Consider the following 16292-nt stretch of genomic DNA (forward strand, 5'->3'; position numbering starts at 1 on the left):
CGCCATGAGCACCTTCTACCGCACCGCCAGCGCCAACCAGTACGAAAACGCACTGCGCAACCTGTCGCAGCGCCAGACCGCGCTCTCGAACCTGCAGGAGAACCTCACCTCCGGCAAGCGCGTGGTGCGCGCGAGCGACGACCCCGTGGCCGCGGCCCAGGCCGAGCGCGCCATCACGCGCATCTCGCGAGTGCAGAGCGAGCAGCGGGCCCTGGAGAACGCGCGCAACACCGTCACCCAGGCCGAATCCACGCTCGGCCAGGCGGTGGACATCGTGCAGGAACTGCGCCAGCTGATCGTGAGTGCCGGCGGCGGCTCGCTCAAGCCCCAGGACCGCAAGACCATCATGAACCAGGTGCAGGGCCTGCGCGAGCAGCTCTCCGACATGGTCAACCGCAAGGACACGAACGGCCTGCCGCTGCTGGGCGCGCTCGGCAGCGCACTGGCGCCTTTCCTGGGCCCGCAGTCCGGCAGCCCCGACTACAGCTTCGCCGGGCTGCCCGGCCAGGCCTCGGGGTCGGCCACCTCGCTGCCGCTGTCGCTGGACGGCGAATCCGCGTTCATGTTCCAGCCCAAGCGCGACGGCGTGTACACCGCCTCGGTGAGCGACATCCCCACGGGCCGCGCGCTGACCACCGATGGCGTGAAGGCGGTGAACACCGCCCTCGTCACGGGCGACGACTACCAGATCGTCTTCAGCGGCGTGGGCCCCGGCGCGACACCCGGCACCACCACCGCCACGTACACGATCACCAACACCACCACGGGCGTGGCGTCCGCGCCCGTCACGGTGCCGGACTTCCCGGCGGACAAGCCCGTGTCGATCGCGGTGACCGGCATTCCAGGCGTGACGTTCAACATCACCGGCACGCCTGTCAAGCAGAACGACGGCACCTACAGTTTCTCGCCCGCCAACGGCGACACCATCTCGCTCAAGCCCAGCGCGAGCATCTTCAGCAGCATCGACCAGGCCGTGCGCGACATCGGCGGCGCGAGCAACAGCAATGCCGCCGCGCAGGCCGTGGGCCAGGCTTTGAACAACATCGACATCGGCCTGGAGCGCATCCACAACATGCGCGGCTACGCGGGCGAACTGCTCAACCGGGCGGACCGCATCACGGGCGACCAGGGCAAGCGCGCGGACCAGCTGGAAGCGGACCGCTCGCGCGCGGAGGATCTCGATATGATCAAGGGCATCTCCGATTTCCAGAACAACCAGACCGGCTACCAGGCGGCGCTGCAGTCCTATGCCCAGGTGCAAAAGCTGTCGCTCTTCAACTACATCGGCTAAGCCGAACGAGACAAGCGGGGAGCCTTGGCCCCGCGCACTCCGCCGGGCCCGGCCACACCGCAAAGCCCACCCATGGTCCAATCCGTCCTCGGCAGCCTGATCCTGGGCTACCGCCCCCTCTGGAACGCAGCACGCCGGCTCGCGGCCGTGCAGCTGCACGTGCATACCGCTGGCGAAGCCATGGTCGATGCGCCGCACCTTCTGCGCACGCTGCAGGAACTCTGGAGCGCGGGCTCGCCGCCGTTGCTGCTGTCGCCGCAGAGCCCCCAACTGCTCATCGACCTGCTCGCCCAGGCGCCGCGTGGGTCGCCCTGGATCAGCGTGCCCGACGCGTGGCTGTCCGACTCCGGCGTCTTCGAGCGCGTGCGCGCGGCGCACCAGCGGGGCCTGAAGCTGGTCTGGCGCGGCGCGCTGGACCGGCTGCCGCCGGCCGAGGTCGCGGCCTGCTTCGACAACAGCCTGCTGTCGCTGTCGGCCACGGACGCCATGGCGGCGCTGCGCGCGGCCGGCGGCCCGGTCCGCGGCGCCCCCGCCCAGCCCAGCCCGGTGATCGCAGGCCAGATCTACGAGAACATCGCGAGCCGCCCGCTGATGGAGCATTGCCTGGACCGGCACGGCGCGCTCGCCATCGCCGGGTGGCCTTCGGAAGACGTGCTCTACAGCCTGCGCCACCAGCAGCTGCAGCCCGCCCACGAGACCGTGCACAAGCTGATGCGGGCCATCGACGCGGAGCAGTCGCTGGAAGCCTTCGAGCAGATCCTCGGCGAGGACCCCCTGCTCGCCTACCGGTTCATGGTCTATACCAACTCCGCCGCGCTGGGGCTGCGCACGGGCGTGGATTCGCTGCGGCGCGGGCTGGTGATGATGGGCTACGGGTCGCTCCAGCGCTGGCTGGGCGACCAGCTTCCGCATGCGAGCACCGATCCCAACCTGCAGCCCATCCGCGAGTCCATGGTGATCCGCGCGCACCTGACCGAGCGCCTGCTCGACGCCGGGGTGGAGAACGACCTGCGGCGCGAGGTCTATCTCTGCGGGCTGCTGTCGCAGCTGGGAGAGTTGCTGTCCGAGCCGCTGGGCGCCATCCTGCGGCGCCTTCCGCTGTCCGAGCGCATCTACGATGCGGCCGTGCTGCACCAGGGGCCCTATGCCGCCAGCCTGGAGATGGCCTGCGCGCTCGAATCCGAGGACGCCGCCCCGATCCGCCAGCTCTGCGAGACGCACGAGATGGACCTGGAGGAAATCAACCGGGGGCTGCTGCGGGTGATTTCGGACCTGGTGGTGGAGCGGCCGGCGGGGCGATGACGCCGTGCCTGCCATTGCGGGGGGCCTCTGCTTCGGATGCCGCCAAGACATTACGCGTGATGCCTTACCGCACAGGCGTCACCCGCCACCATCCCGTCTTGTACACCTGCCGATCATTCGGCTTGCGACCGGGACCGGCAGGCCTTTGTCTTTCCTGAACAGCAGTGATTATGGATTTCTGTTACAACCTTGCTTCTTACAACGTCCTCCGCAGCGCGACGGGAGTCGACTCAAACGCCGAGAGCAGTTCCTCCCAGCGCACATCCCAGGCGTTTTCATTCGACGAGATGCGCAGCGCACTGCCCCCCCGGTGGGGGCAGCACGACGCTTCGCCGTCGCACATGTCAGCCTATGACACGCCACCGCAACAGTGGACCCCACCACAGCAACAGTGGGCCCTGCCACCGGAACAGTGGACCCCGCCACCGGAACAGTGGACCCCGCCACCGCAACAGTGGACCCTGCCACCGGAACAGTGGACCCCGCCACCGGAACAGTAGACCCCGCCACCATCGCAGCATGAAAACCACGGCATGTTCCCCGGGCTCCCGGGAGACTGGTACGTACCCGTCAGCACCGATCATGCGGATGCCCCCTGTCAGGTCGTGTTGCAGTGGCCCGAGTCCGTGCGGGGTGCCACGCTGCGGCATTTCAGCGACATCGGTGAAGGCGGATGCGTGGTCGCGGGCATTGCCACCATCGCTGGCGTGGACTATGCGGCGGCACGGGCCGCTGCCGTGCGGGTCGCAGGCTTCAACCCGGAAAAGGGAATGGGCTTTCTGGCGGCGAAGAAAGTGCTCGCGGAGTTCGGCATCACGAGCAAATGCTATCACCAGGCAGACGACTGGAGCGAATTGCCCGATCTTGCCCTGGTCGGGGTAGAGGGGAAGACTTCGGGAGGGCACTCGGTCGTCCTGGAGCGCGTCGGCGGCCAGGACATCATCTACGACTGCCTCCAACCGACACCGATTTTGCGCGAGCATGGTTCCTACAAGCTCAAGGAAGGCGACGAGTACCTGGAAATCATCCGCTGACTCCGGCCCGGGGATGAAGCCACGACCCGGTGGCAGCCATTACCGCAATGGCACCGCCGGGCGCTCCCACGGGCGGTAAGGCCCGGCCCCTTCCTTCCACGCGCCTGCCGCAGGAGATGGTTTCCATGGCGACCTGGCCCCGGGCTCAACGCGCCGCGAAGATGCCCCCCGGGTGGTCTGCGAGATCCTGGTCATGCCGATGCGGTCCTGAAACCCGGTCAGAGGCCCCGTGCCGCGCGCTGGAACACCTTCCAGAACCCCGGGTCCTGCGTGGTCGTGAAGTTGATGCGCATGAGCGTGCAGGGCCGGCGGGTGGCATGGAACAGCGCGCCGGGCGCGATGAGGTAGCCCTCGTCGAGCATGCGCTGGGCGAGCATGTCGGTGTCCACGCCCGTCTCCACCCAGCCGAACATGCCCGCGGGCTCGGCCGCGAAGCGCTGCCCGGCCTCCAGCGCGATCTGCACGCTGCGGGCCCGCGCCTGGGCCAGGCGCAGGCGCATGCGCTCGGCGTGGCGGCGCAGCTGGCCCTGCTCGATGCACTGGGCCAGGGCTTTCTCGAGGATGGAAGGCGTGGTGAGGGTGGACAGCAGCTTGGTGTCCAGCAGCCGCTCCACCAGGCCCTCGGGCGCGGCGAGGTAGCCCACCCGCCAGTTGGGCGCGAGGATCTTGGCGAAGCCGTTCACGTAGATGGTGCGGCGCAGCCCGTCCAGGGCCGACAGCCGCGTGGCGTGGTCGGGGGCGATGTGTCCGTAGGTGTCGTCCTCGACGATGTGGAAGCCGTGCCGGTGGGACAGCTGCAGGATGCGGTGCGCGTGGCCCGGCGACAGGCTGTAGCCGGTGGGGTTGTGCAGCACGCTCACGCTCACGAACAGCTTGGGTGCATGGGCCTCGCAGTAGCGCGCCATCACGTCCAGGTCCGGTCCCTCGGGGCCGCGCGGCACGGGCAGCACGCGCATGCCCAGCGCATCGAGCCGCGCGAACTCCACCGACCAGCCGGGCTCCTCCACCATGACCGGATCGCCGGCCTTCAGCAGGGTGCGGCTCACGATGTCCAGCGCATGCGTGGCGCCGACGGTGGTGATGATCTGCGCGGGCTCCGCCGGCACGCTGAGGTCGGCCAGCCGCCGTGCGAGCGCCGCGCGCAGCCCGGCATCGCCGCGGGGCTCGCCATAGACCAGGGAGCCGTCCTGCAGCGCACGCCCCGCGGTGACTCGGCGTACGGCGGCGGACATGAAGCGCGCGTCTTCGAGCCAGTCCGGCGGGAACACGCCGGCGCCGGGCTGGGGCTTGGACGAGGCCTGGTGGAACATGCCGCGGATCAGGGTGGTGGCATTGATGTGCGAGCCCGACATCGGCAGCGCGGCGGCGCCGAGGATCGAGGCCCCCGCGGCCGGCCCGCCAGGCGGTGCGCCGACAGGGGCGCCCGGCACCGGGGCCGGAGGCCGCTGCACCGCGTCGCGCACGAAGAATCCGCGCTGGCGCCGCGCCTCCACGAGGCCCTGCGCCAGCAACTGGTCGTAGGCGGCGACCACGGTGTGGGTGCTCACGCCCTGCTGCCGCGCGCATTCGCGCACCGACGGCAGGCGCGCGCCGACGGGCAGCAGCCGGCTGCGGATGCGTTCCGCGAATCGCTCGGCGAGCTGCTCGGTCAGGGTGCGGTCGGGCGTGCGGGTCAGCATGGAAGCCTTTCGGGGGAATGCGAGCGGCGGTGTGGGATGGCGGAGTGGAACTGTGTTGCTCTACGCACCGGCACAGTTCATGCACTTGTGCAGCTGTCTGTATTGGCACTGTAGCGGAATCATGCCTACAGTGGGTCCCGTAACCCCACGTGCCCCGCCCGCAACTCCGCCACTCCCATGCCCCTGGTCGAATTCACCGCACTCCTGGTCCTGGCGGCCGCCATGAGCTTCTCCCCCGGCCCGAACACCACGCTGTCCACCGCCATCGCGGCCAACCGCGGCCTGCGTCCCGCCATGCGCTTCGTGTGCGCGGTGCCGCTGGGCTGGTCGGCGCTGCTGCTGGTGTGCGCCGCGGGCATCGGCGGCCTGGTGGTGGCCATGCCGGCCCTGCGCACCGCCATCAAGGCGGTGGGCATCGCCTACCTGCTGTGGCTGGCCTGGAAGCTCTCGCGCAGCGGCCGGCTCGCCGATGCCGACACGGCCCGCATGGACGTGGGCTTCTGGGCCAGCGCCGCACTGCAGTTCGTGAACATCAAGGCCTGGCTGCTGGCACTCGCCATCGTGGCGGGCTGGGTGGCAGGCCGGCCCGACAGCCTGCCGCGCCTCGCGGTGGTGGTGCCCGTCATGGTGGTGTTCGCCTTCGCGAGCAATTTCCTCTACGCCGCCACCGGCGCGCTGCTGCGCCAGTGGCTGGCCCGGGGCGCCCGCCTGCTCTGGTTCAACCGCGGCATGGCGGCGGTGCTCGCGGCCACCGCCGCCTGGATGGCGACGGCATGAGCACCGTGCCCGCATCCACGGCATCCCCCGCGCCGCAGCCCGTGGCGGCGCGTTCCCCTGAAACGCGCGGCCTGCTCTGGGGCCTGCTGGGCGTGGCGATCTTCGCGCTCACGCTGCCGATGACGCGGCTGGCCGTGGGCACGCCGGAGGCGCCGCAGCTGCCCGGCGCCTTCGTCGCCATCGCCCGCGCGGCCATCGCGGGGCTGCTGTCCGTGGCGCTGCTGCTGGCGCAGCGCGCGCCGCTGCCGGCCCGCGCGGACTGGCTTCCGCTCGCGGTCACGTCGCTGGGCGTGGTGTTCGGCTTCCCGCTGCTGACTTCGCTGGCCATGCGCCACGTGGCGGCGGTGCATGCGAGCGTGGTCATCGGGCTGCTGCCGCTGGCCACCGCGCTGGTGGGGGCGCTGCTGCACCGCCAGCGGCCCTCCGCACGCTTCTGGCTCTGCGCGCTGGCGGGCACCGCGCTGGTGGTGGCCTTCGCCCTGCGGCGTCCGGAGGGCGGCGGGCTGGCGCTGCATCCGGCCGATCTGCTGCTGCTCGCTGCCGTGCTCTGCGCGGCCGTGGGTTACGGCATCGGCGGACGCCTGTCGCAACGCATGCCGGCCGGCGCGGTGATCTGCTGGGCACTGGTGATGGGGCTGCCCGTGGCGCTGCCGGCGGCCTGGTTCTTCGCGCCTTCGCCCGATGCCGCGGCGTCCGTGGCTCCAGCCGCCTGGGCGGCCCTGGCGTACGTATCGGTGTTTTCCATGTGGCTGGGCTTTTTCGCCTGGTACCGGGGCCTGGCCCTGGGCGGCACCGTGCGGGTGAGCCAGATGCAACTGGTGCAGCCGTTCCTGGGCATGCTGTTCGCCGTGCCGCTGCTCGGCGAACGGCTGGATGCGGCGAGCCTGGGATTCGGGCTCGCCGTCATGGCCACGGTTCTCATCGGCCGCCGCGCGCCCGCCGGGCAGCGCGCCCCCGCAGTGCCCGCCGCCCCGGGAGGACCGCCGCGCAGTTAAGCTCTTTTCCTGGCGGGGCCCACCCCTTGCCCCCCGACCGGCCGCACGACGGCTTTTTTCGACAATGACGACACACGAACGAGGCACGGCCTTTCCTTCCACGGGCCTGCCGCAGGAGATGATTTCCATGACGACCTGGACCCTGGCCCGACGCGCCGCGAAGATGAACCCCTCGGTGATCCGCGAGATCCTGAAGGTGACCGAGAAGCCCGGCATCATCAGCCTGGCGGGCGGCCTGCCCTCCCCCAAGACCTTCCCGGTCGATGACTTCGCGCAGGCCTGCGCGGCGGTGCTGGGCAACGACGGAGCCTCCGCGCTGCAGTACGCCGCGAGCGAGGGCTACCTGCCGCTGCGCGAGGCCGTGGCGGATTTCCTGCCCTGGGACGTGTCGCCCGACCAGATCCTGATCACCACCGGCTCGCAGCAGGGCCTGGACCTGGTGGCCAAGGTGCTCATCGACGCGGGAAGCCGCGTGCTGGTGGAAACCCCGACCTACCTCGGCGCCCTGCAGGCCTTCACGCCCATGGAGCCCGACGTGCACAGCGTGGCGAGCGACGACGAAGGCCCGCTGGTGGACGACCTGGCCGCCAAGGTGGGCACGGGCGCGGACCGCGCGCGCTTCATGTATCTGCTGCCCAACTTCCAGAACCCCACGGGCCGCACGATGACCGAGGCGCGCCGCGCAGCGCTGTCGGCCAAAGCCGCCGAGCTGGGCCTGCCGCTGGTGGAGGACAACCCCTACGGCGACCTCTGGTTCGACCAGCCCCCGCCGCTGCCGCTCACCGCCCGCAACCCGGAAGGCTGCATCTACCTGGGCTCGTTCTCCAAGGTGCTGGCCCCCGGCCTGCGCCTGGGCTTCCTGGTGGCCCCGCGCGCCCTCTACCCCAAGCTGCTGCAGGCCAAGCAGGCGGCCGACCTGCACACCCCCGGATTCAACCAGCGCATGGTGGCCGAGGTGATGAAGGGCGGCTTCCTGGACCGCCACGTGCCCACCATCCGCGCGCTCTACAAGCAGCAGCGCGACGCGATGCTCTCGGCCATGGACCGCGAGATGCAGGGACTGGGCGTGACCTGGAACCGCCCCGACGGCGGCATGTTCCTCTGGGCGCGCCTGCCGGAAGGCATGAGCGCGCTGGACCTGCTGCCCGAGGCCGTGGAGCGCAACGTGGCCTTCGTGCCCGGCGCGGCGTTCTATGCGGACAATGCCGACGCGCGCACGCTGCGCCTGTCCTTCGTCACCGCGAGCGCGCAGCAGATCCAGGACGGCATCGCCGCGCTGGCCGCCGCCATCCGCGCGCGCCTGCCCCAGTCCGTGGAGGCCTGACGCCATGCTGCGGCTCTGGGGACGGACGTCGTCCATCAACGTGCGCAAGGTCGTCTGGGCCGCGCAGGAGCTGTCGCTGGAGCTGCAGCGCACCGACGCGGGCGGCCAGTTCGGGCTCGTGCGCGAAGCGCAGTTCCTCTCGCTCAATCCCAACGGCCTGGTGCCGCTCATCGAGGACGAAGGCACCACGCTCTGGGAATCGAACACCATCGTGCGCTACCTCTGCGCGCGCCATGCGCCGGGCGACCTCTATCCGGAAGACCTGCCCACGCGTTTCCTCGCCGAGCAGTGGATGGACTGGCAGCAGACCACCCTCAACCCGGCCGGCCGCGATGCCTTCCTGCAGTGGATCCGCACGCCCGCGGCGCAGCGCGACCCGGAGGCGATCGCGCGCTCGGTGGCGGCGACCGAGCCGCTGATGGAGCTGCTCGACGCGCACCTGGCCCGGCATGCCTACCTGGCGGGCGACCGCTTCACCATGGCGGACATCCCCGTGGGCTGCGAGATCCACCGCTGGTGGGGCCTGCCGCAGGAGCGCCCCGCGCGGCCGCACCTGGAGCGCTGGTTCTCCGCGCTGCGCGCGCGCAGTGGCGCCCTGGGCGTGCTGGACCAGCCGCTCGCCTGACGCTGCCCGCGGCGGCGGCAGTTTTTCCGATGCCACGGCGGCCAGAACGGCCGCCGGGAAGGGCCGCGCCCGCACGGTCCGGATGCTGCCCCGTCGTGCGCCGTTGCCTGTCCGTTGTCCGTTCGTTTTTCCACAGGAGCCCTCCCCATGCGCCAGCGCCCCTTCAAGCAAGTCGATGTGTTCACCGAGCGCCCCTACCTCGGCAACCCGCTGGCCGTGGTGCTCGACGGCGAGGGCCTGGCCACCGAGGAGATGCAGCATTTCACGAACTGGACCAACCTCTCCGAAGCCACCTTCCTACTGCCGCCCAGCGAGGAAGGCCGCGCGGCGGGCGCCGACTACCGGGTGCGCATCTTCTGCCCCGGCCGGGAGCTGCCCTTCGCGGGCCATCCCACGCTCGGCAGCTGCCATGCCTGGCTGGAGGCCGGCGGGCAGCCGCGCACACCGGGCCGTATCGTGCAGGAATGCGGCGTGGGGCGGGTCACGCTGCGGCAGGACGGCCACCGGCTGGCCTTCGCGGCCCCGCCGCTGATCAAGAGCGGCCCGCTGGACGAGGCCGAAGTGGAACTGATCGCCCGCGGCCTGGGAGTCGCGCGCACCGACATCGTGGGCCACGCCTGGTGCGACAACGGCCCGAACTGGCGCGGCGTGATGCTCTCCTCGGCCGAGGCCGTGCTCGCGCTGCGCCCCGACGGGGCCGTGCTCGGCACGCTCGACGTGGGCGTGGTGGGCCCGCGCGGCAAGGTCGGCGTGATCGGCAGCCACGGGCAGGCGGACGCGGATCTGCCGGACTTCGAGGTGCGCGCCTTCTTCCCCGGCCACAACGGCCTGGCCGAAGATCCGGTGACCGGCAGCCTGAACGCCGCGCTCGCGCAATGGCTGATCGGCGCCCACCTCGCGCCGACCCGCTACATCGCCAGTCAGGGCACCGCCCTGGGCCGTGCGGGCCGCGTGCACGTGGAGCAGGACGGCGAGCACATCTGGGTGGGCGGCGGCTCCGTCACCTGCGTGGACGGGCAGGTGCTGCTGTGAGCCCGGCGACCTTCGATCCGGCCCGGGCCGCGTGCGTCGATCACCTCGTGGTGATGGCCGCCTCGCTGGACGAGGGCAGCCGCTGGTGCCGCAGAACGCTGGGGGTGGAGCCCGCGGCGGGTGGCGCGCACCCGCTCATGGGCACCCACAACCGGCTGCTGAACATTTCCGGCCCCGCGCACCCGCGCGCCTACCTGGAGATCATTGCGATCGCCCCCCAGGCGCGGCCGTCGCTGCCCCCGGGCCGCCGCCGGTGGTTCGACATGGACGACGGGGCCCTGCGCGCCCAGGTGGCGCGGCACGGCCCGCAGCTGGTGCACTGGGTGGCGTCGGTGCCGGACATCGCGGCCGCGCACGCCGCGCTGGCCGCGCGCGGCGTGGACCGGGGCGAGATCATCACCGCCGGGCGCCCGACGCCGTTCGGCCTGCTGGAGTGGCGCATCACCGTGCGGCCCGACGGCGCGCGGCTGATGGACGGCTGCCTGCCCACGCTGATCCGGTGGGGCGAGCGCCATCCGTGCCACAGCCTGCCGGACAGCGGCGTCACCCTGCTGTCGCTGGAGCTGGAGCACCCCGATGCCGCGGCGCTGCAGACCGCCTGCGCCGCGGCGGGCGTGCACGGGCTGCTGCGTGCGCCCGCCGCGCGGTCTTCCGCGCCGCGCCTCGTGGCGACCTTCGCCACGCCGCTCGGCACCGCCACCTGCACGTCCCTGCCTTCGGAGAGCCGCCCATGATCTTCGCCTGCGCAGTCCCCCGCAGGCACTACTGCAAGATCCTCTTCACCGAACGAAAGGCCACGCCATGAACGCCGCCCTGCCCGCCTCCGCGCCCGATGCATCCGCCCGGCCCCACGCCGCGCTGCCGAGCCTCGCCGACATCGAGGCCGCGGCGGAGGTGGTCTATGCCGACTTCGCTCCCACGCCGCAGTACCGCTGGGCGCTGCTCGGCGAGCGCCTGGGCGCCGAGTGCTGGATCAAGCACGAGAACCACACGCCCGTGGGCGCGTTCAAGATCCGCGGCGGCCTCACGTATTTCGACCAGCTCGCGCGCCGCGGGGACATGCCGCGCGAGGTGATCAGCGCCACGCGCGGCAACCATGGCCAGAGCCTGGGCTGGGCCGCGCGCCGCCACGGCGTGGCATGCACCATCGTCGTGCCGCACGGCAGCTCGGTGGAAAAGAACGCCGCCATGCGTGCCCTGGGCGTGTCGCTCATCGAGCAAGGGCAGGACTTCCAGGAAGCGCGCGAGCACGCCATGCAGCTGGCCGCCGGGCGCGGCGCGCACATGGTGCCGAGCTTCCATGCCGACCTGCTGCGCGGCGTGGCGACCTACTGGTGGGAGTTCCTGCGCGCCGTGCCGCGCATGGACGTGGCCTACGTGCCCATCGGGCAGGGCTCGGGCGCCTGCTCGGCCCTCGCCGCGAAGCGGGCGCTGGGGCACGGCGTGCGCATCGTGGGCGTGGTGAGCGCCCACGCCACCACCTATGCGGACTCGATCGCCGCCGGCCGCGTGGTGGAGGCGCCCGTGTCCACGCTGCTCGCCGACGGCATGGCCTGCCGCGTGGCGGACCCGGAGGCCCTGGCCATCCTCGCGCCCGGCCTGGACCACGTGGTGCGCGTGACCGACGACGAGGTGGCCGCCGCCATGCGCGCGCTGTTCGCCGACACGCACAACGTCGCCGAGGGAGCGGGCGCCGCCGCCCTGGCGGCCGCGCTGCAGGAGCGGGGCCGGATCGCCGGGCAGGTGGTCGGGCTGCCGCTCACGGGCGGCAACGTGGACAGGCAGGTATTCGGGGATGTGCTGGGCGCCCCTGCGCATTGACGGGGCGGCAGACGACCGCCAGCGATCAACGATCAGCGGTCACTCAGCTGGACGTAGTTTTTACGCTCCTTGAATGGCTTGTGGCCTTCCTCCACCATGGTCTGGTAGGTTTCGAGAACCGCCTTTCCCATGCGAATATTCGCTTCCTTCTGTGCCGTCCTGGCTCGCTGGAACAGGCCTTTATGGACTTCCTTGCTCTCATAGTAAATGCCTGCCAGCAGTCCAGCCTGGACATCGGGTGGCAGCGTGCGTCCGTGGATTTCGAGCAGACGCTGAGCGTGGCGGTTGATCGCTTCCGCATCGCTGCTCGAGGTTTTCACTCTGGTTGCAAGCCCGCTCCCGCCCACCGTGTCGGCCGTGAAACTCGTCGGCGGCAGCATCCTCCGCGGCCGCAGCGTCCCGTCGTCGGGGCTGCCTTCATATTTGTGGGCTTTGCTGCGGCTCAGTGTCGGATGGCTTGAAGCCCCCTGCGAATGCGCGGGAGATGCGTCCGGGCTCGTGCCGGAGGTGGGACTGCCTGAGGAGCCTTGTCCGCGATAGTAAGCGTACGGATTGCTGAAATTTCCTACGGGCTTCATGAATGCATATCTGCTGAACAAGTGCCGGGTGGCGCTTTCCGTGCCGGATCATGCAATGCGCGATCCAGCTGCCGGTCATCGTCCCGCGAAGCAATGCGTGGCCTCGCGAACATGCCGTCGCGAGGGAGACAAACGGCGGCGCACATCGCATCGGAGAATTCCACGCATGGGAACCCTCTACCTCGTGCGCCATGCGCAGGCCTCCTTCGGCGCCCAGGACTACGACCAGCTCAGCCCGCGCGGCCACGAGCAGGCGGCGCGGCTGGGCACCTACTGGCGCGAGCGCGGCATGCGCTTCGATGCCGTCTATACCGGCACCCTGCGCCGCCATGCGCAGACGCTGGCGGGCATCGCCGAGGGGTTGCAGGCCGCGCCCGAGCCGCTGCAGGCCCTGCCCGCGCTCAACGAATACGACAGCGCCGCCCTGATCACGGCCATCCATCCCCAGCCCCTGCCGCCCGCGGATACGCCCGAGCTGTACCGCAAGCACTTCCGCCTGCTCTGCGATGCGCTCGCGCAGTGGATGGGCGGCACCATCAGCCCGGCCGGCATGCCGAGCTGGACGGGTTTCTCGGACGGCGTGCGTGCCGTGCTGGACCACGTGCGGCGCCACCACACGGGCCAGAACGTGCTGCTGGTCTCCAGCGGCGGGCCGATCTCCACCGCCGTGGGCGCGGTGCTCTCCACCCCTCCGGAGGTGACCATCGCCCTCAACATGCGCATCCGCAACACCGCGGTGACCGAATTCAGCATCGCCCCCAAGCGGCTGACGCTGCAGACCTTCAACACCCTGCCGCACCTGGACACGCCCGAACACGCGGGCTGGGCGACGCACGCCTGAGCGCCGCCACCGGCCGGCCTGCCCGCGCGTCAGCCCCCGGGCGGCCCGGCCAGCGTACCTTCCGGCAGGTCGTGGATCTCGCCCAGCAGCACAGCCAACTGCGCCGCGGCGGCCTCGACCACGGCGCGGCCCTTCCCGGCGGTGGCTCCGGCCGCATCGCCCACGGCACCCGACGGGTGATAGTCCTCGATCGCCCAGCCCATCTTCGCGCTGCGGCCGTTGCCCAGGATGGCGTAGCGCTCCGCCCGGTCCTGCGAGGTGGAGCGGAAGCAGCCGGCATGCGCCATGCGCACGGTGTCCGGCGCGAGGTGCAGCATCATCGAGGTCTCGATCTGCCCGGCATGGATGCCGAAGCGGTGCTCCTCGGCGCTGAACAGCCCCTGCACCGCCTCCGGCAGCGGCAGGCTGAACCAGCTCGCGCTGTAGACCAGCAGCCCGTGGCGCTGGCGCAGCTCGCGCGCCACGATGTCCATCACGCTCACCTGCCCGCCATGGCCGTTGAAGAGCAGCAGCTTCTTCACGCCGGCGCGCGCCACGCAGGCGCCCAGCTCGCTCCAGAGCGCCATCACCGTGGCCGGCGACAGCGTGAGCGTTCCGGGAAACGACGTGTGCTCGGTGCTGAAGCCCACGTCCTGCGGCGGCAGGAACAGCACCGGCAGATCCGCCGGCAGCAGCGGCAGCGCGGCGTCGATCACGCCCCGCAGCAGCGTGGCATCCACACCCAGCGGCAGGTGCGGCCCATGCTGCTCGACGGCCGCCACCGGCAGCACCGCCACGGTGCGCGCGGCCAGGCCCGAAGCCTGCGCCTCGGAGAAATCACGGGTGGACAGGTCAGCCCAGAAACGGGAGGGATACGCCATGCGTGGATGGTAGGGCATCGCCCTGCCCGGGAGCCTTGCGAGCGCGACAGTATGTCGGGCCAGGACGATCACCCTTCCATTTTTCGCATTATTCGCATTTTTCTTGCGCCCTATCACATGGTGACGTTGAACACATGAGCTGAAGTAGCCAGTGGCGCCTTGGAAGCGTTTTTCCCGGCCCAGCGCGGAAAAGTTGACCGTTTTTTATCTTCTAGCTCTAAAAGCCCAACCACATTAAAAAAATCAATACACAACGGCTATCGTGGTGATAACTTTCCCAGAATCTTTTACAAAAAGTATTCTTGGGAGAACCCGTGCAGTTTCTGAAGAACATCCGGCTGGGCACCATGCTCGGCATCGGTTTCGCCATCGTCATCGGCCTCAGCTTCATGGTCGCCGCCTATGGCCGCTTCCAGCTCGACTCTACCGGCAAGACCCTGCATGCCCTGTCGAAGGAGCGGATGGACATCCTGCTGCAGCTCCAGCAGGTCAAGGACAACACCAACGTCGTCGCCCGCGCGGTACGCAACCTGGCCCTGCTGGAAGACGAGGCCGCCATGGCCGAAGAGAAGAAGCGGCTCGATGGCGTGGTCTCCGACACCTCGCAGATCATGGCCGCGCTGCAGCAGCGGGTGGTTTCCGCCGAAGGCCGCGCGCTCATGGGCCGCATCGCCGAGGCGCGCCCGCAATTCCTGGGCACCGTGGACAAGGCGGCGAAGCTCGGCCTGGCCAACGACCTGGCGAATGCGCGCACGGTGGTGCTCGGCGAGATGCGCACCGCGCAGAACGTCTACTTCAAGGCCGTGGAGGACATGATCTCCTACCAGCGCAAGGTGACCACGGACATGGCGGAATCGTCCAGCAGCGGTGCTACCGCCGCCGGCAACACCATGATCGTGCTGGCAGTGCTGTCGGCTGCGATCGGCGCGCTCGTCGCCTGGTCGATCACGCGCCGCGTGAAGAGCCAGCTCGGCGGCGAACCCGCCTACGCCGCTCGGATCGCCCAGGAGGTCGCCCGCGGCAACCTCGCCGTCCACGTCGACCTGCGCCCCGGCGACTCCTCCTCCGTCCTCGCCGCCATGGGCGCCATGCGCGCCAACCTCGCTAAAGTAGTCTCCGAAGTCCGCCACAGCAGCGAATCCATCGCCACCGGCGCTTCCCAGATCGCCACCGGCAACGCCGACCTCAGCCAGCGCACCGAGGAGCAGGCCTCCAACCTCCAGCAGACCGCCGCCTCCATGGAGGAGATGGCCTCCACCGTCAAGCAGAACGCCGACACCGTGCGCACCGCCTCCCAGCTCGCCTCCTCGGCCTCCGCCACCGCCGCGCGCGGCGGCGACGTCGTGGGCAACGTCGTGCGCACCATGGAGGACATCACCGCCTCCTCCCGCAAGATCGGCGACATCATCGGCGTCATCGACTCCATCGCCTTCCAGACCAACATCCTCGCGCTCAACGCCGCCGTCGAGGCCGCACGCGCCGGCGAGCAGGGCCGGGGCTTCGCCGTCGTCGCCGGCGAGGTGCGCACCCTCGCGCAGCGCTCCGCACAGGCCGCCAAGGAGATCAAGGCCCTCATCGGCGAGAGCGTCTCCAAGGTCGAGACCGGCTCGCAGCTCGTGGGCGAGGCCGGCACCACCATGGGAGAGATCGTCGAGCAGGCCCGCCGCGTCGCCGACCTCATCGCCGAGATCGGAGCGGCCACCCACGAGCAGGAGCAGGGCATCTCCCAGGTGAGCGACGCCGTCAACCAGCTCGACCAGGTCACCCAGCAGAACGCCGCGCTCGTGGAGGAATCCGCCGCCGCCGCCGACAGCCTCAACTCCCAGGCCGCGCGCCTCGTGCAGCTCGTCAGCGTCTTCCAGGTCGATGCCAGTGCCTCCCAGGCCGTCATCGCACAGGCGCAGTCGCGCAGCCGCGATACCGCCCGCGCCGCCTCCGCCGCGCTGCAGCATGCCAGGGCACCGGCTGCCGCGCAGCGCACGGCTCCCGGCATCGCCGCCGCACCGGCAAAGCCCGCCCGGGCATCTGCGCCGGCCGCCACCCGCCCGGCACTCGCTCCTGCCCAGCAGCCGGCCGCTCCCGCCCCCGCCAGGGCCGCCGGGTCCGGCAACGACGACTGGGAAACCTTCTGAC

The 16292-nt window shown here is 70.6% G+C and carries 15 protein-coding genes; 12 read left to right on the top strand and 3 right to left on the bottom strand.

The features are described from left to right. Nucleotides 1–4 precede the first annotated feature (4 nt). The 3 genes from flgL (at nt 5) to BLR99_RS17060 (ending at nt 3627) form a co-directional block, all read left to right on the top strand. Nucleotides 5–1291 carry a flagellar hook-associated protein FlgL gene (gene flgL / locus BLR99_RS17050; RefSeq protein ID WP_011797442.1) on the top strand — a complete coding sequence of 429 codons (1287 nt, stop codon included), beginning with the start codon at nt 5–7 and terminating at the stop codon, nt 1289–1291. Between the two features lie 72 nt (nt 1292–1363). Beyond that, nucleotides 1364–2593, top strand: a complete 1230-nt coding sequence (locus tag BLR99_RS17055) for an HDOD domain-containing protein (protein ID WP_011797443.1) — start codon at nt 1364–1366, stop codon at nt 2591–2593. 533 nt (nt 2594–3126) lie between these two features. Then, on the top strand, nt 3127–3627 hold the full coding sequence (locus BLR99_RS17060; protein WP_017439147.1) for a hypothetical protein: 501 nt from the start codon (nt 3127–3129) through the stop codon (nt 3625–3627). 218 nt (nt 3628–3845) lie between these two features. Here the strand turns inward: BLR99_RS17060 and BLR99_RS17065 are convergent, their stop codons facing one another. Beyond that, nucleotides 3846–5306 (bottom strand): aminotransferase-like domain-containing protein, encoded by a 1461-nt coding sequence (locus tag BLR99_RS17065; protein WP_011797445.1) that lies wholly within the window; start codon nt 5304–5306, stop codon nt 3846–3848. Nucleotides 5307–5483: 177 nt separating this feature from the next. Between BLR99_RS17065 and BLR99_RS17070 the strand changes: the two genes are divergently transcribed. The 7 genes from BLR99_RS17070 (at nt 5484) to BLR99_RS17100 (ending at nt 11880) form a co-directional block, all read left to right on the top strand. Then, nucleotides 5484–6083 (top strand): LysE family translocator, encoded by a 600-nt coding sequence (locus BLR99_RS17070; RefSeq protein WP_011797446.1) that lies wholly within the window; start codon nt 5484–5486, stop codon nt 6081–6083. After that, on the top strand, nt 6080–7078 hold the full coding sequence (locus tag BLR99_RS17075) for a DMT family transporter (protein WP_011797447.1): 999 nt from the start codon (nt 6080–6082) through the stop codon (nt 7076–7078). Before BLR99_RS17070 ends, BLR99_RS17075 begins: the two co-directional genes overlap by 4 nt. 127 nt (nt 7079–7205) lie before the next feature. Beyond that, nucleotides 7206–8402, top strand: a complete 1197-nt coding sequence (locus tag BLR99_RS17080; RefSeq protein ID WP_011797448.1) for an aminotransferase-like domain-containing protein — start codon at nt 7206–7208, stop codon at nt 8400–8402. 4 nt (nt 8403–8406) lie between these two features. Then, a complete protein-coding gene (locus BLR99_RS17085) occupies nt 8407–9027 on the top strand; it encodes a glutathione S-transferase (protein ID WP_046059949.1) in 621 nt (206 codons plus the stop codon). A gap of 147 nt (nt 9028–9174) precedes the next feature. Continuing rightward, complete coding sequence (locus tag BLR99_RS17090; RefSeq protein WP_011797450.1) at nt 9175–10059, top strand: PhzF family phenazine biosynthesis protein; 885 nt, start codon at nt 9175–9177, stop codon at nt 10057–10059. Then, nucleotides 10056–10793 (top strand): VOC family protein, encoded by a 738-nt coding sequence (locus BLR99_RS17095; RefSeq protein ID WP_011797451.1) that lies wholly within the window; start codon nt 10056–10058, stop codon nt 10791–10793. Before BLR99_RS17090 ends, BLR99_RS17095 begins: the two co-directional genes overlap by 4 nt. 67 nt (nt 10794–10860) lie before the next feature. After that, the gene (locus BLR99_RS17100) at nt 10861–11880 is read left to right on the top strand and encodes a threonine dehydratase (protein WP_011797452.1); all 1020 of its coding nucleotides are present in this window, start codon (nt 10861–10863) and stop codon (nt 11878–11880) included. A 32-nt stretch (nt 11881–11912) separates the two neighbouring features. Here BLR99_RS17100 and BLR99_RS22715 read toward each other — a convergent pair whose 3' ends face one another. Beyond that, a complete protein-coding gene (locus BLR99_RS22715; RefSeq protein WP_133246132.1) occupies nt 11913–12458 on the bottom strand; it encodes a hypothetical protein in 546 nt (181 codons plus the stop codon). Between the two features lie 166 nt (nt 12459–12624). On the opposite strand from BLR99_RS22715, the gene BLR99_RS17110 reads away from it, so the two are divergent. Next, the gene (locus tag BLR99_RS17110; protein ID WP_011797454.1) at nt 12625–13299 is read left to right on the top strand and encodes a histidine phosphatase family protein; all 675 of its coding nucleotides are present in this window, start codon (nt 12625–12627) and stop codon (nt 13297–13299) included. A gap of 29 nt (nt 13300–13328) precedes the next feature. Here BLR99_RS17110 and BLR99_RS17115 read toward each other — a convergent pair whose 3' ends face one another. Continuing rightward, the gene (locus tag BLR99_RS17115; protein ID WP_046059947.1) at nt 13329–14177 is read right to left on the bottom strand and encodes a creatininase family protein; all 849 of its coding nucleotides are present in this window, start codon (nt 14175–14177) and stop codon (nt 13329–13331) included. Nucleotides 14178–14473: 296 nt separating this feature from the next. Here BLR99_RS17115 and BLR99_RS17120 point away from each other — a divergent pair, with 296 nt between their 5' ends. Further along, nucleotides 14474–16291: a methyl-accepting chemotaxis protein gene (locus BLR99_RS17120; protein WP_064503687.1), complete on the top strand. Its 1818-nt coding sequence runs from the start codon at nt 14474–14476 to the stop codon at nt 16289–16291. Nucleotide 16292: the final 1 nt, after the last annotated feature.

The organism is Paracidovorax citrulli (genome assembly GCF_900100305.1).
Lineage (GTDB): Bacteria > Pseudomonadota > Gammaproteobacteria > Burkholderiales > Burkholderiaceae_C > Paracidovorax > Paracidovorax citrulli.

Coding starts and splice junctions, on each gene's coding strand:
- flgL (WP_011797442.1), top strand. CDS start 5: ATGAGCACCTTCTACCGCACCGCCAGCGCCAACCAGTACGAAAACGCA.
- BLR99_RS17055 (WP_011797443.1), top strand. CDS start 1,364: ATGGTCCAATCCGTCCTCGGCAGCCTGATCCTGGGCTACCGCCCCCTC.
- BLR99_RS17060 (WP_017439147.1), top strand. CDS start 3,127: ATGTTCCCCGGGCTCCCGGGAGACTGGTACGTACCCGTCAGCACCGAT.
- BLR99_RS17065 (WP_011797445.1), bottom strand. CDS start 5,306: ATGCTGACCCGCACGCCCGACCGCACCCTGACCGAGCAGCTCGCCGAG.
- BLR99_RS17070 (WP_011797446.1), top strand. CDS start 5,484: ATGCCCCTGGTCGAATTCACCGCACTCCTGGTCCTGGCGGCCGCCATG.
- BLR99_RS17075 (WP_011797447.1), top strand. CDS start 6,080: ATGAGCACCGTGCCCGCATCCACGGCATCCCCCGCGCCGCAGCCCGTG.
- BLR99_RS17080 (WP_011797448.1), top strand. CDS start 7,206: ATGACGACCTGGACCCTGGCCCGACGCGCCGCGAAGATGAACCCCTCG.
- BLR99_RS17085 (WP_046059949.1), top strand. CDS start 8,407: ATGCTGCGGCTCTGGGGACGGACGTCGTCCATCAACGTGCGCAAGGTC.
- BLR99_RS17090 (WP_011797450.1), top strand. CDS start 9,175: ATGCGCCAGCGCCCCTTCAAGCAAGTCGATGTGTTCACCGAGCGCCCC.
- BLR99_RS17100 (WP_011797452.1), top strand. CDS start 10,861: ATGAACGCCGCCCTGCCCGCCTCCGCGCCCGATGCATCCGCCCGGCCC.
- BLR99_RS22715 (WP_133246132.1), bottom strand. CDS start 12,458: ATGAAGCCCGTAGGAAATTTCAGCAATCCGTACGCTTACTATCGCGGA.
- BLR99_RS17110 (WP_011797454.1), top strand. CDS start 12,625: ATGGGAACCCTCTACCTCGTGCGCCATGCGCAGGCCTCCTTCGGCGCC.
- BLR99_RS17115 (WP_046059947.1), bottom strand. CDS start 14,177: ATGCCCTACCATCCACGCATGGCGTATCCCTCCCGTTTCTGGGCTGAC.